This window comes from Paenibacillus sp. FSL K6-2393 (assembly GCF_038002545.1).
Lineage (GTDB): Bacteria > Bacillota > Bacilli > Paenibacillales > Paenibacillaceae > Paenibacillus.
The window spans coordinates 835,178-848,116 of sequence record NZ_JBBOCU010000002.1 but is presented as its reverse complement, the minus strand read 5'-3'; the positions used below and the strand labels follow the sequence as shown (position 1 = coordinate 848,116).

General features: G+C 45.6%; 13 protein-coding genes. 4 read left to right on the top strand and 9 right to left on the bottom strand.

The window, feature by feature from the left end; genetic code table 11:
• Positions 1 to 451: 451 nt before the first annotated feature.
• The gene (locus tag MHI14_RS30945; RefSeq protein WP_047840512.1) at positions 452 to 1,333 is read right to left on the bottom strand and encodes a diacylglycerol kinase; all 882 of its coding nucleotides are present in this window, start codon (positions 1,331 to 1,333) and stop codon (positions 452 to 454) included.
• Positions 1,334 to 1,858: 525 nt separating this feature from the next.
• On the opposite strand from MHI14_RS30945, the gene MHI14_RS30940 reads away from it, so the two are divergent.
• Entirely contained in the window at positions 1,859 to 2,575 is a 717-nt protein-coding gene (locus MHI14_RS30940) for an NPP1 family protein (protein WP_341132013.1), read from the top strand.
• Between the two features lie 104 nt (positions 2,576 to 2,679).
• Here the strand turns inward: MHI14_RS30940 and MHI14_RS30935 are convergent, their stop codons facing one another.
• Both MHI14_RS30935 and MHI14_RS30930 read right to left on the bottom strand, forming a co-directional pair.
• Positions 2,680 to 3,096: a DUF4395 domain-containing protein gene (locus tag MHI14_RS30935; RefSeq protein WP_133387372.1), complete on the bottom strand. Its 417-nt coding sequence runs from the start codon at positions 3,094 to 3,096 to the stop codon at positions 2,680 to 2,682.
• Positions 3,097 to 3,167: 71 nt separating this feature from the next.
• Positions 3,168 to 4,094, bottom strand: coding sequence for a ketopantoate reductase family protein (locus MHI14_RS30930; protein WP_341132012.1), 927 nt, complete (start codon positions 4,092 to 4,094; stop codon positions 3,168 to 3,170).
• 168 nt (positions 4,095 to 4,262) lie between these two features.
• Here MHI14_RS30930 and MHI14_RS30925 point away from each other — a divergent pair, with 168 nt between their 5' ends.
• The gene (locus MHI14_RS30925) at positions 4,263 to 4,832 is read left to right on the top strand and encodes a TetR/AcrR family transcriptional regulator (RefSeq protein ID WP_341132011.1); all 570 of its coding nucleotides are present in this window, start codon (positions 4,263 to 4,265) and stop codon (positions 4,830 to 4,832) included.
• A gap of 143 nt (positions 4,833 to 4,975) precedes the next feature.
• Here the strand turns inward: MHI14_RS30925 and MHI14_RS30920 are convergent, their stop codons facing one another.
• On the bottom strand, positions 4,976 to 5,761 hold the full coding sequence (locus MHI14_RS30920) for a sirohydrochlorin chelatase (protein WP_341132010.1): 786 nt from the start codon (positions 5,759 to 5,761) through the stop codon (positions 4,976 to 4,978).
• 1 nt (position 5,762) lies between these two features.
• Entirely contained in the window at positions 5,763 to 6,053 is a 291-nt protein-coding gene (locus tag MHI14_RS30915) for a YerC/YecD family TrpR-related protein (RefSeq protein WP_017690665.1), read from the bottom strand.
• Positions 6,054 to 6,505: 452 nt separating this feature from the next.
• Here MHI14_RS30915 and MHI14_RS30910 point away from each other — a divergent pair, with 452 nt between their 5' ends.
• Positions 6,506 to 7,144 carry a tyrosine protein kinase gene (locus MHI14_RS30910; protein ID WP_341132009.1) on the top strand — a complete coding sequence of 213 codons (639 nt, stop codon included), beginning with the start codon at positions 6,506 to 6,508 and terminating at the stop codon, positions 7,142 to 7,144.
• Positions 7,145 to 7,276: 132 nt separating this feature from the next.
• Complete coding sequence (locus tag MHI14_RS30905) at positions 7,277 to 8,365, top strand: DNA alkylation repair protein (protein WP_341132008.1); 1,089 nt, start codon at positions 7,277 to 7,279, stop codon at positions 8,363 to 8,365.
• Positions 8,366 to 8,644: 279 nt separating this feature from the next.
• Here the strand turns inward: MHI14_RS30905 and corA are convergent, their stop codons facing one another.
• From corA to MHI14_RS30885, 4 genes are all read right to left on the bottom strand, one after another.
• Positions 8,645 to 9,604 carry a magnesium/cobalt transporter CorA gene (gene corA, locus MHI14_RS30900; protein WP_133387377.1) on the bottom strand — a complete coding sequence of 320 codons (960 nt, stop codon included), beginning with the start codon at positions 9,602 to 9,604 and terminating at the stop codon, positions 8,645 to 8,647.
• Between the two features lie 307 nt (positions 9,605 to 9,911).
• Positions 9,912 to 10,901: an inorganic phosphate transporter gene (locus MHI14_RS30895; RefSeq protein ID WP_062836232.1), complete on the bottom strand. Its 990-nt coding sequence runs from the start codon at positions 10,899 to 10,901 to the stop codon at positions 9,912 to 9,914.
• Positions 10,902 to 10,915: 14 nt separating this feature from the next.
• Positions 10,916 to 11,533 (bottom strand): DUF47 domain-containing protein, encoded by a 618-nt coding sequence (locus MHI14_RS30890; RefSeq protein WP_076215091.1) that lies wholly within the window; start codon positions 11,531 to 11,533, stop codon positions 10,916 to 10,918.
• A 317-nt stretch (positions 11,534 to 11,850) separates the two neighbouring features.
• Positions 11,851 to 12,927: a DUF3048 domain-containing protein gene (locus tag MHI14_RS30885; RefSeq protein ID WP_289391133.1), complete on the bottom strand. Its 1,077-nt coding sequence runs from the start codon at positions 12,925 to 12,927 to the stop codon at positions 11,851 to 11,853.
• Positions 12,928 to 12,939: the final 12 nt, after the last annotated feature.

Genomic DNA, 12,939 nt, shown 5'->3' with positions numbered 1-12,939 from the left:
TTCTTATATAGTACCCGCCTGTGCAGGCGAGGGAGAAATCTCTATTTTTCATTTTGTTCCCGATTCTAACGAACCTGGCACACCTTATTCACATCAAAAATAACGTTCCGAATTTCTAATGAACTTCAGAAACGTTATATCAAGTTCGGATAGTGTTTTCCGATCTTTTCCGGTCATTTTCTCCAAAATAACGACGCTGAAATTCGTTAGATTCGCAGCTTCGGCGATTTCGCCACATTAAGGCTTTCTGAGTTTGTTAAGCTCAACGCATAGTGACCACATGAGATTATACGCGATCCCACCGTACACAGCAACTGGAAAATATACTTCCATCACGCCTTACGGCAGAGCTGAATCCAACTCTCCTCATCACTTGTGCGATTGCTATACAACCACTTCTCATGCATCACTGCTTTCCCCAAGCGACCACATTCTGCGCCAAGTGCCAAGTTTAACGATACAACATCAGATGATGACGCAAGTTCGTAAACGTAGCTGGCAGCGTGCCGCCCAACTCTCCATCAAGGTTCAGTTGGACATACCCCGGTGACGTAACTTCCATATGACTCGTCTGGAAATGAACCACTTTCTTGTCGTTCAGATGTTCCCCACGCAGCGCAAGCGTTACGAGGCGGATCATATCAGCCAAATTACATTTCCTCACGCAAATGACATCGAACAGACCATCATCAATGGTTGCACCCGGAGCCAATTTCTCAAATCCCCCGACCGAATTGGTATTGGCGATGAGGAATAACATGAATTCATCATGAATCTCTTCCTGACCGTCGGCGCGAATAATCAGCTCCTGAGGAGACAGACTCGCCATTTTCTCAATACCCTTCATATAATAGGCCAGTTGCCCAATCATCGTTTTCAGACGACTCGGTACTTCATAGGTCAGTTCAGTCAATGAGCCACCACCAGCGATGTTGATAAAATACTTATCATTTGCTTTGCCCAGATCGAGCGGACGAAGCTGCTGGTTAATGACCAGATCCACGTAATCTTCCCACTGTCTCGGAATGCCGAGTGCACGCGCAAAATCATTCGTTGTTCCCAAAGGAAACACACCCAGCGGAGGACGGTTCTCCCGCTCGGCCATACCATTGATAACTTCGTACAACGTGCCATCGCCGCCAGCTGCAATAATCATGTCATACCCGCGCTCAATCGCAAGTTCAGCTTCCCGGGTTGCGTCACCTTCACCCGTTGTTGCGTGACATGAAGCTTCAATACCACCTTGATCCAAACGCTGCAAAATATCAGCCAGACGTTTCTTCATTTCTTCCCGGCCTGAGGTCGGATTATATATTAAGCGAGCTTTTTTCATCTCATACGCCACCTATTCCACATTATCCATGAGTCTATACGACCTCATATTCTTACGTTGCATCAGTCCACAAAAGGGCATATTTTTTACACAATAATGAACTTCGGTTAATGTTGCTCTAATCTTTCGTCTTACCTATATCTATGCATCAGGAATTCCGTCTCATTCCAAAGCCTTTAACTCCTATCATATCATCAAATGTAAAGATGTCCTAGCCTGTAATCTATAAGTATATTTTTTCATATATGTATCCACTAATCCATCCATTACCCAATAAACCTCCTGCACCGATCCTGAATCTTTCCCACTACCTTTTATGTAAAATAGTCTCATTAATCAACCATTCTGCCCGCTTGGACAGGAATTAGTCTTCGATTTCGATGATCTTCATATGATTATGACATAGATATGCTACAAATTTACAAATCTTAAGATAAAAAGATAAATAATATAAATCTTTTTCCAATATAGTTTTAGTGCACCCTCTACTTAGCACCACATCATACCCTTGAAGGAGAAGTGTAAATGAAAAAAATCGCGTTAATGCTCATGGTTTCGCTTATGGCCTGTATTCCTTGGTTTACCACTGTTGAAGCGGCAGAAATTAATCATGATGAGGTTGTCGGATTCCAGGAAGTCACACCAGTCACAGTGACACAACAAGCGGCCAAGCGTTTTCAGCCATTTCTAAAAGTCTATCATGGATGCGTGCCTTTTCCCGCAGTGGATCAACAGGGCAATACCAGCGCTGGCTTGAATACGTCCGGGTCATCGAATGGAAACTGTAGCTCAAGTACAGGCCAGATCTACTCCCGCTCCGCATGGCACAATGGGGTGTGGGCAATCATGTATTCGTGGTATTTCCCAAAAGACTCCCCTTCCTCTGGACTCGGCCATCGTCATGATTGGGAAGGTATCGTCGTGTGGGTAGACAATCCGGCAGCTGCCAATTCCAAAATCCTCTCTATCGCCTATTCTGGTCACGGCCAGTTCACCAACGTCACACCGAGCAATACCAATACACAAGGTAACCATCCGTCGATTTCCTATAATAGTACCTGGCCGCTGAACCATGAGCTTGGCGTTACCAACACTGTTGGGGGAACACAACCTTTAATCGGATGGGACGACCTGACTTCTGCCGCACGAAATGCGCTCAATACGACGAACTTTGGCAGTGCCAACGTGCCTTTCAACGATAACAATTTCACCAACAATTTAAATAAAGCCTGGTTCAGATAAGAAAAAAAAGAAAATCCCCTTCAAGTGAACAGCTCATTTGAGGGGGATTTCGTTATGAAGTTATCGTAGTATCCCGGATACTTATATCTCTTCTTCAGCCAACCTCAAAATCCGATTTTTCTGCCTGCACGCAGCTGTTTGTACCAGAAATACACCGTGCAACCCACACAATAACCCAGCAGAGCCGCGCTTGCAGCCGCGAGAAGCATAATGGAGAATACATAACCTGCGGCTACCCAGCCAAGCGAGAACGAGATGAGTGCCAGAGACAGGAAGAGCACAGCCAGAATATTGTTGAATCGCTGCAGCTCCACCGCCTGCGTCTCTGTCCCTTTACCAGTTAACACAGCTTTCCCAATCTGCACAAACAGATTAAGCTTTCCACCAGAAGCCAGACCAACCACCTGAATGACCCACAGCACGCCCAGAACTACAATTGGATTGAACACAAACGAGAGTAAAACAAACAATACAATACCGACCTGATTTGCTTTCACATAGCGCATGGGCACTTCCCGCATCTGTATATCTCCTTATCCCCATTTTATTAGTTGGTTTTATTGTAGTCGGTATGCAGGGAATGAGCAACACTTCATTTAAGGGGAGTAAAATCTCTTTTCAGCACATCCCAATGGGGAGTCGGGGTGCCTGTTGTCTTTTTCCAATCGTTAAATGCATTATTTAACGCCTCAATCTCTCCAAAAGAACCCGCAATCAGCTTATGAATTGGAAGAACACTGTATATCTTCAACAGAAGGTACAACATCCGTTGATGCTTGCGAATCATTTTAGCCTGAATCTCCGGTATAATCGTTATGCCCATAGCCTCAAGAACACTAAAACCTTCATCCATCGCCCCAATCATATGTTGGATTTGCTTTCTGTTCCCGTCCAACTTGATCAACTCACGCTCCTCATTAAAGCTCACCGCATTAAGCATCAGAATGGGGATGATATGGCTTTTCAGCCAGGCATCAATATCACTCAGAACATTCAACTTGTATTTTACATGTTGGAAAGCTTGATCCAGCAAAGGTTTAAATCCTATCTCTCCGTCCAGACTGCCGATTACCATTTGTCCGCTGCCTCCACCGACCGATAACATGCGGTCCTTTTCCCGCTTACCTCCACTCACCTGGAATCCAAATGCGACCTGTTTTGCCACCTTACTGTTTTCCACCAAATAGTTTTGCATGCTTCGTGCATCTGCGTTGTTTCCCACAATCACAATATTGCTGCTCTGATTCTCTGCCAGAATAGGTAACACAGAAGGAAAATCGTTATATTTCATGACAACAAAAATCAGATCATATTGGTCATCCACTTCCAACGTTCTGGCTACCCGAACCTGATCAACTGTCGTTTTGAATTGAAACATATGCCGGATGACGATTCCATCCTTCTCCAGCTCCTCTGCCCGCTTCCCTCTAGCCAGAATAGTAACATCATTGCCGCCGCGTACCAGAATGTGCGCCAGTTGACTGCCCAAAACACCTGCCCCATACACTAATATCTTCATTGTTTATCCCTCTATTTCATATTTTATCAATATTCGTTGCTTTATGAACATTTGTTGATAAAATAAGAGTAACAAAGCACCTACTGTGCTTCAATCGTTAAAATATCCGTTTTTGTTGAATAATCAACGAATGATTCCTTATTGTTGAAAACCATCATAGGAGGGGCCATGGACAGACGAGTACTCAAGACACGAAAGGCGATAATTGAAGCTTTTGTGGGGTTACTGGAGGAACAGGATTTTGAGCAAATTACGATAAACGACATTGCTGATCGGGCTAATGTAAACCGAGGAACAATCTATTTGCATTATGCTGACAAGTTCGATCTGTTGGATCAATGCATTGAAACCTATTTGCAGCAGTTGTTGGATGCCTGTATGATGGAAAGCCCTACTCCAACATCCGTTACCGCCAAGGATGCGCTGCTCAGAACTTTCCGTTATCTGGAACAGCATGCCTCTACCTATACTACACTTCTAACCAAAAAAGGTATTCCGGCATTCCGTAGTAAGTTGATGGGATTGTTGGTCCAGGGAGTGGAGGAACAGATGGATGCCTGTGGCATTCAGGAGGGTATGAAAAAAGAGATCACCATACAGTTTCTTGCTTCCGCTGCTGTGGGCCTCCTGGAGTGGTGGATTATGAATTCCATGCCTTATCCGGCCGAGGAGATCGTTGACCAATTAATAAGTTTACTGGAGCTACATTTGCAATTGCACGCACCCATTAATGGATAGCCCAATCTCTTTCAAGTGATCTACAACAAACAAAAACCACGTCCTTCGACGTGGTTTGATTGTTTATGAAGCTATGGAGTTCAAATCAATTGGTGCGACATTACTGCGAGCGATGTGATTACACCTATGCCAAAGCAATCATTTCAAGAAGAAACTTTAACTTCATTACATCTCTCCAGCAAAATCTGGATCTGGCGCTCCAGCCACTGCACAAGGTATGGATGTGGTAACAGTGTCTCACCGCTGTACACATAGTTCAGTTCCTGCAGCCGATCCGGAATAACGTTCCTCGTGAAATAACCGGCACTCAAAAACAGCGGCGCCACAATGACTCGGTTCCCCCGCTCTTCGCTCCAGTACTTCACTTTGTCGTACACACTCTCCGGATTCAGCAATGCATAATCCGTATGGGCTAAACCACTAACTTCCTGCACACGCTCTGCAAGGGAAGAAATTCCGGCTTCCCAACGCTCGCGAAAACCATCATGAATACTCCCATGGCCTACCAGCAAAATCGTTTCCTTCTCCGGTTGCTGCGACAATAATCGGACTTTGTCCCACACCATCACGGCAATATCCGGATCGTTATCCACTGGATAACCAAAGTGAACCCGAGCCTTCACATCGAACGGTTCCAGATCCGTTTCGCGATCAGGTGTTTCCTTTGCACCAATGGCATATTCAATTTCATCCACATGTGTACTCCCGGACGAAACAAATAGAGGTACGACCAGAATATCGGTTACGCCTTGTGCTTCCAGTCGGTCGATACCGTCCTGGATCAGGCGTCCTTCCACAAGTTCAAGAAAACCGGCTTCAACCGGTAATGGAACAGGCAGATTCAACCGGGAGATCGCGTCATCGACGGATTCCACCCAGGTCTGCTCCTGTGAACCGTGACTGATGATGAGTACACCCGGCTTCTTCATGTTAGCGTCCCAGGCGTTCCAGCGTCATTTTATAACCATCATTGCCGTAATTCAGGCAGCGTTTCACACGTGAAATTGTAGCTGTACTCGCACCTGTCTCTGCTTCAATCTGGTTATACGTATTGCCTTTACCCAACATACGAGCCACTTCCAGCCGCTGGGACATGGATTGGATCTCGTTAACTGTGCAGAGGTCATCAAAGAAAACATAACACTCTTCAATATCTTTTAGCGTCAAAATAGCCTCGAATAGTTGTTCAATGCTTTTATCATTTAGCTTTTTCAGCTGCATTTCATCATCATCCCCTAGCGGTTACTGTGTACCTACATTGTACTCACCCTGAGTTGGTATTTCAAGCGTTACCGATTTCACGCACTACAGAATAAAAATACATGTTACCGCTTACAAAAGGTACTATTGTCCTCCCCTCGCGTACATCGGGCGAATTTAGCGCGCTATTTCCCAGTTTTCACCTGTATATATCCGATTACTTATGTAGGATTTCAATCCTCCTAAATGTTACAATTTTGTGTCTAAACTTCATTTTACTCTTCGTGAACCTGCCATCATAGATGCGCCCAAATCCGCAAATATCCCGTTTTCCGGGATACCCGCCTACGCCGTCTCTCCGCGAATGACATACAGTATAACAAAAGGGAGTTCCACAAGGGTCTATGATGTACATCTGTCATGCAACTCATGGAACGCAATTCCGAAATCCAATAGAAGGAACGTGATCGTTCATGCCACAGCATTATTATCACCGCCAGCCAGCACCAGGGCAGCGTCCGTCTTCTCATGCTCATCGGCAGGCACATACTTCTGCCTATATGCCGCCCGGTGTGGTTCCGCGGTCTTTAAATGAAACTCAGATTCAACCGATGTATCCTGGCGTAGAACCCCATTACCCGGGCTTCGGTGAAGTCGAAGCTTCTGCAGTCGTACCCTATGGGCAAGGTTTGGCTGGCGGGAACTTTTATGGAGGTGGAGCTCAGGTGGTTCCCCCTGCTCCGGTACAGGCGCCTGCTGCTACAGGCAGTTCCGGGTTTTCGTTAGCCAACATCGGTGAGTTAAAAGGAATGATCGACCGCTTCGGCGGTATTGATGGAATCATGAGTGGAATAGGCAAAATGCAAAAGGTCGTTGGTGGCATCCAGCAGATGGCTCCGATGATGAAACTCGTTATGGGCATTCTGCCTTTTGGAAAAGGAAAATCGAATAACAGCGCAGCTGATGCAGACTATGAAGAATATACGCCGCCCCGGAAACGTAAAAGCAAACGTCGGAACAAAACAACGAATGCTACACGTCGCCGCAATACAACTCCAGTCCGCCGCAAATCCAATACCACCAAGCGCCGTCCCAAAAGTCGCAAAGGTTAAATTCATCCAGGCACCCCCTTACAGAAGGTGGGTGCCTTAACACCGTTCATTAATATATCAAAAATTTCAGGAACTTATGTTCTTATTTCTGCAATTTGAGGTATACTTGATAATAACTAAAGGAGGCGGACCATGGAACTTATCAAAGACAAATACACTCCCGCATTAATCGATCGGACCGGCGAACAGTTGCGTCAATTCTACCCGAAGCTGGATACACAGCAATTTCATGAATTGGTTTTTGCTGAAGGCTGGGAACAGTTGGAATTCAAAGCGCGCATTCGCCGAATCACACTGGCCTTGACTGCAGTACTGCCCGACAATTATGAGGAAGCATTACATATTATTGAACAAGCCGCTCCGAATATGAGAGGCGTTGAATATCTGTTTGTACCGGATTTTATCGAAGTGAACGGACTTGACCCAGAGGATTACGAGTTATCCATGAAGTATCTGACCCTCTTCACACCTTATTCCAGCTCCGAGTTCGCAGTACGCCCGTTTATTAAACATTATCCAATCCAAACGATGAAACATATGATGTCGTGGGCAGAGAGCAACAACGAGCATATCCGCAGACTTGCCAGTGAGGGCAGCCGGCCACGTTTGCCATGGGGTGCCAAACTCCAGAACTTTATCACCGATCCAACACCTGTACTTCCGATTCTGCATGCATTAAAACAGGACGAGTCCCTCTATGTTCGCAAAAGTGTCGCGAATCATCTAAATGACATCTCCAAGGACCACCCTGAACTGGTTATGGATCTGGCCACGACCTGGTACGGACAACATGTACACACAGACTGGATTGTCCGGCATGCCAGCAGATCATTACTGAAGAAAGGACATAGCAAAGCACTAAGTCTTTTTGGTTATAACGAGCAGGATTCGATTCACATTGAGCAGCTTCAGCTTGTCCAGGATACGATTAGCATTGGCGAGGATCTTCATTTTTCGTTTGATGTCGTTAATGAGAGCGGCGAGTCACAGATGCTGCGAATTGAATATGAGATGGGTTATATGAAGGCAAACGGCAAGCAGGCCCCCAAACGGTTCAAATGCTCCGATAAAATGTACCCGACAGGCAGAACCAAGGTAGCCACAAAACAATCTTTCAGAATCATCACAACGAGAAAATATTATGCCGGTCTGCATACGCTTACCATTCTTGTGAATGGCAAAGAAGCAGCTACAACTTCTTTTGTTCTTGAAATGGAGTAACAGGAAATCGCCGTAAGTTATACACAGCTCGTTTCAGCGAGAACTTATTCACATGTGGATACATTTTTTTCAAAACTTCTATAGAAGAATCAGAAAGGCCACCTGGCAAGCATCATCTCCCGACAGTTAATCCTGCTCGAGATCCTTGTCCAGTGGCCTTTTTATATGTAACAAACGTTGCTTCGGCTATGCAATCTTCTTCTGATGATCTGCTCGCAATAGCTTGCGCTTGTCACCAAGAGGATGGAATTGCATACGGAGCAGTAAGGTATAACATTTCTACTTAAACCATCCCCGCTTCACAAACCAGGCCACCATACTCCCGCCAAGCACAAACATTAACAGCAGCACCGCACCATACCCAAACTTCCATTGAAGCTCAGGCATATAGGCAAAGTTCATGCCATATATACCCGCAATCAGTGTGAGCGGCATAAATACGGTCGTAATCACCGTGAGTGTCTTCATGATCTGATTCATCCGGTTGGAGTTCAGGGAAATATAACTGTCGCGCAGGTCAGCGGTCATCTCCCGATCGGCTTCGATCATGTCTGTCAGCTTCAATAAATGGTCATAGATATCGGTAAAATAAGCGGTATGTTCACCTGTTCGCTGCACATGCTGGGAGTTCACCACCCGATAGAGCAGATCCCGCATCGGTACTACGGTTCTTCTAAGCTTCAGCAATCGAGTCCGCAGATCAAACACCTGGTTCATCAAGTCTTCAACCGATTCTTGTCCACCCCGGTTCTCCAGTTCAGCCAGTTCATCCTCAATCGCAAATAAAGACGGAAAATAATGATCCACCAACTTGTCCATCACGGTATAGGCCGCCGCCACTGGACCTCGCGCCCAGATGGTTCGTTCATGTGCATGGTGCAACAAGCGTTCCCACGCTTCATCCACTTCCTCCAATACACCATGATGAAAAGACACTAGGAAGTTAGATCCGAGAAACAAGTCAACCTCCTCGGCTTCCAGTGTGGACGGATTCAGTGCATGCAGCACAAGAAACTGCAGATTATCATAATAATCGAGCTTGGGCCGCTGCAACACATGCAGACAGTCCTCTATGGCTAATGGATGAAAATGAAAATATGTATCCAGCAAACAGCTTTCCTCTTCCGTTGGCTGGTTAAAATCGGCCCATACCCAGGCGTAATCGTTCAGATCCAGCTGTGTAAGTGGTACGTTAACGGAGACTTGATGTTCTCGTGTAATGGCGAGTGTACGAATCATAAATCAGATCACATCCTTGTCCTGTATCTATACGTTATTGTACACAGGTACCTTCAAACTCGACAACAAAAAAAGCCAACCCTGTTGGCTTCTCTCATTTCCCTATCCACAGTTCCCTGTATCCACAGGAATATCTTCTTTTGGTTTATCATTCCACGGATGGCTATCCACATATCCAGCCTGTCCACACGTTCATGCACAGGCGTCTCTTGATTTTGGTTGTATAATTATCCACATATCCCGATATTCACACAGTTATGAACAGATTGTCTGGTAACCCCGAATTCGTTCGGGATAACTTCTCTTTTTAGAAAATAATCCAGTAGAGCAATCCTGCCAGTCCCGCAGTAATCGGAATCGTAATGAACCACGTAATAATGATACGTCCAGCTAGTCCCCATTTCACAGCAGAGAAACGTTTCGCGGAACCTACACCCAGAATAGCTGATGTGATCGCGTGCGTCGTACTAACTGGAAGGTGAAGCAACGTTGCTGTGAAAATAACGGAAGCAGCTGACAGATCGGCGGCGAATCCGTTGATCGGTTCAATTTTAAAGATTTTGGTACCCATCGTTTTGATGATTTTCCAACCACCAATGGATGTACCTAGAGCCATCGCGGTTGCTGCTGAGATTTTAACCCACAGCGGCACTTCCAGATGATCTTGTACACCTGCTGCAACCAAAGCAAACGTAATAATACCCATCGCTTTCTGTGCATCATTCGTACCATGTGTGAATGCTTGCAGTGCAGCCGTGAAAATCTGTACCGTACGGAAACCTTTATTCACGTTATGCGGACTGCGTTTGGCGAAAATATATTTGAGAATCGTCATGACCACATAACCGATGGCAAACGCGATCAGAGGTGATAATAGCAAACCTCCGACGATATCAATGAATCCGCTCCATTTCACTTTATCAGATCCTGCGCCAACAAGCACGGCACCTGCAAGGGCTCCGATAAGTGCATGTGATGAGGAAGACGGAATACCAAACCACCATGTAACCAGGTTCCAGATAATCGCTGCGATCAAGGTGACTATGACGACCTCGATCCCGTTATCCAGCGTGGTGGGGTCGGTCACACTCCCCCCAATCGTCTTCGCAACGCCTGTAAACATCATCGCACCGACAAAGTTCATCACCGCTGCAAGAAGGATCGCACGACGTGGCGTCAGTGCCCGTGTTGATACCGAAGTGGCAATGGCATTCGCCGTGTCGTGAAAACCGTTGATGAAGTCAAACGCCAGTGCAAGGAAGACGACTATACCTAATACCCAAATCGTTGTTTCCATTATTCTCTGGCTCCTTAAGAATTACGCATAATGATGGATTCGAGCACATTCGCCACGTCTTCACAAGCATCCGTTGTTGTCTCAAGACGTTCGTAAATTTCCTTACGCTTGATCAGTTCAATCGGATCAGACACGGTAGCGAAGAGATGTTTGATACACATGCGCAGCACTTCGTCGCCCTGGTTTTCCAGATCATTCAAACGAATGGTGTATTCACGGATGGCCAGCAATTTTTTCTGTGACAGCAGATGGATCGCCTTCTGAATTTCGTAAGCCGATTGGCGCAAAATTTCAGAGAACTGAACGATAAATTCGTCCGGATCCGTCAGTTGGTACATATAGAAACGGGAAGCCGTTGCTTCGAGTCCGTCCAATACGTCATCAAGTGTTGTTGTCAGCTCCATAATATCATCGCGTTCGATCGGCGTGATAAATGTTTTGTTGAGTTCTGTAATGATCGTATGCACGTAATCATCACATTTCGACTCGTACTTCTTCATTTCATTGGCAAAAAGAGTCACATCCTGAAGGTTGGAAACATGCTGGGAGAAATAATCTGCCGCTTGAACAACCGTATCTGCCATATTCTCCAGTGTCTCAAAAAATATATCCTTCTTCTTCTTAAGCTTCATAGCTCTATCCCCTTTACGAGAAAAATTGCCGATAACCGATGAAACATGAAATGACAACCTTTGATATCTTATCATATTTGTTTCATGGTTTGTACAAAAGGTGTGATCCTTTTTTATATTCTTATCACATTAATCTGAAATGAATCTTAATTATTTGGAATAATGGTAAATTCAAGTCAAGATTTTACACTGCGTTTACAATTCGACATCAAATTTCAAAATCGACACGATTCTACTTTTCACGCCAAGGTACAATATCATGCCTTTTCGACGACAAAATGGATACATGTTTCATCGTTTTCTTTCATTACATCCTTTTATTGCTGCACAGCCAGCTTCACATGACTGGAAAATTCCGGTTGATTGGGAACAATGCTGATAAAGGTTTTACCAGGCACAAGAGCAACTTCACTGCCACCCTGAACAAACCGTATAATATCCCCCTGCTTCTTCACCCACTGCCCACGAATCATCTTGCCCTTCTGAAACAACATGGCTTCCCCGCCCTGTTCCAAATTAACGGACAACCGACCTACACTATCGAGCACCTTGTGATCTGCACCTGCCACAATGATGTTCGCTGCGCCAAGTTGAGTTCCATTATCCAGATCCTGATCTGCCTTGCCATTCACCATTCTCATATATCGTCCGCTAACTTCATCATAATCATACGTCACCCGGTAACTATCCAATAAATAATGGATATCGAATTGCTTCACTGCCTCTCCTGCGGATGTCGCACCTTCTTCGTTATAGATGTATACGGGAGACTTGAAATCATGGCTATAACCCTTGATATCTGACCCTTCTCTCAGCTTGTCCGCTGAAGTATACAGATTATGTGGGGCTTTACGGTCCGAGGAACGCCAGAAGTAAGGTCCACCATTCGAGATTTCATCCATATGCTGTTTCTGCTGCCTTTGCAAAATGGAATACGCCTCCGGACTGCCTCCGGCGTGAACAAGTACCCCATCATAACTCTCGCCGAGCTCAATCAGATATGGACGTATACTGCGAACGGGTCCAACCGTTTCCCCACCGCCTTCACTCTGGAAGATGGCAATGAAACGGGTAATACCTCCCTCAGCGAGAACTTCAAGAATGATATCGGCTGAACTTAGACCCGATTGGGGCCGAGCCGCTGGTGCATTATTAATCATTACGGCGAGTGGTCGTCGCGTAATTGCTTCATCTACAGGCAGACCCGTCAGAGGTGCTGTATAGAGAGACGTGTTGGACTCCTCCACGTTCTGTTCTTCTTGTACAGGTGCAGGTGTCGGTTCTGGCTGAAGTGGCATCTGCGCCACTTCCTGGTTTTGGCAGGCAACAAGACTCAATGAGAGAATAAACAGGGATGCAGCCGATGCTGCTTTGTTCCATTTAAAAAGCTTCAATATAGGACCTCC

What these genes read in the sequence shown, in the direction of transcription:
- corA (WP_133387377.1), bottom strand. Translation starts at nt 9,604, where the DNA reads ATGATTCGTACACTCGCCATTACACGAGAACATCAAGTCTCCGTTAAC.
- MHI14_RS30945 (WP_047840512.1), bottom strand. Translation starts at nt 1,333, where the DNA reads ATGAAAAAAGCTCGCTTAATATATAATCCGACCTCAGGCCGGGAAGAA.
- MHI14_RS30930 (WP_341132012.1), bottom strand. Translation starts at nt 4,094, where the DNA reads ATGAAGATATTAGTGTATGGGGCAGGTGTTTTGGGCAGTCAACTGGCG.
- MHI14_RS30890 (WP_076215091.1), bottom strand. Translation starts at nt 11,533, where the DNA reads ATGAAGCTTAAGAAGAAGAAGGATATATTTTTTGAGACACTGGAGAAT.
- MHI14_RS30920 (WP_341132010.1), bottom strand. Translation starts at nt 5,761, where the DNA reads ATGAAGAAGCCGGGTGTACTCATCATCAGTCACGGTTCACAGGAGCAG.
- MHI14_RS30940 (WP_341132013.1), top strand. Translation starts at nt 1,859, where the DNA reads ATGAAAAAAATCGCGTTAATGCTCATGGTTTCGCTTATGGCCTGTATT.
- MHI14_RS30915 (WP_017690665.1), bottom strand. Translation starts at nt 6,053, where the DNA reads ATGCAGCTGAAAAAGCTAAATGATAAAAGCATTGAACAACTATTCGAG.
- MHI14_RS30925 (WP_341132011.1), top strand. Translation starts at nt 4,263, where the DNA reads ATGGACAGACGAGTACTCAAGACACGAAAGGCGATAATTGAAGCTTTT.
- MHI14_RS30910 (WP_341132009.1), top strand. Translation starts at nt 6,506, where the DNA reads ATGCCACAGCATTATTATCACCGCCAGCCAGCACCAGGGCAGCGTCCG.
- MHI14_RS30905 (WP_341132008.1), top strand. Translation starts at nt 7,277, where the DNA reads ATGGAACTTATCAAAGACAAATACACTCCCGCATTAATCGATCGGACC.
- MHI14_RS30895 (WP_062836232.1), bottom strand. Translation starts at nt 10,901, where the DNA reads ATGGAAACAACGATTTGGGTATTAGGTATAGTCGTCTTCCTTGCACTG.
- MHI14_RS30935 (WP_133387372.1), bottom strand. Translation starts at nt 3,096, where the DNA reads ATGCGGGAAGTGCCCATGCGCTATGTGAAAGCAAATCAGGTCGGTATT.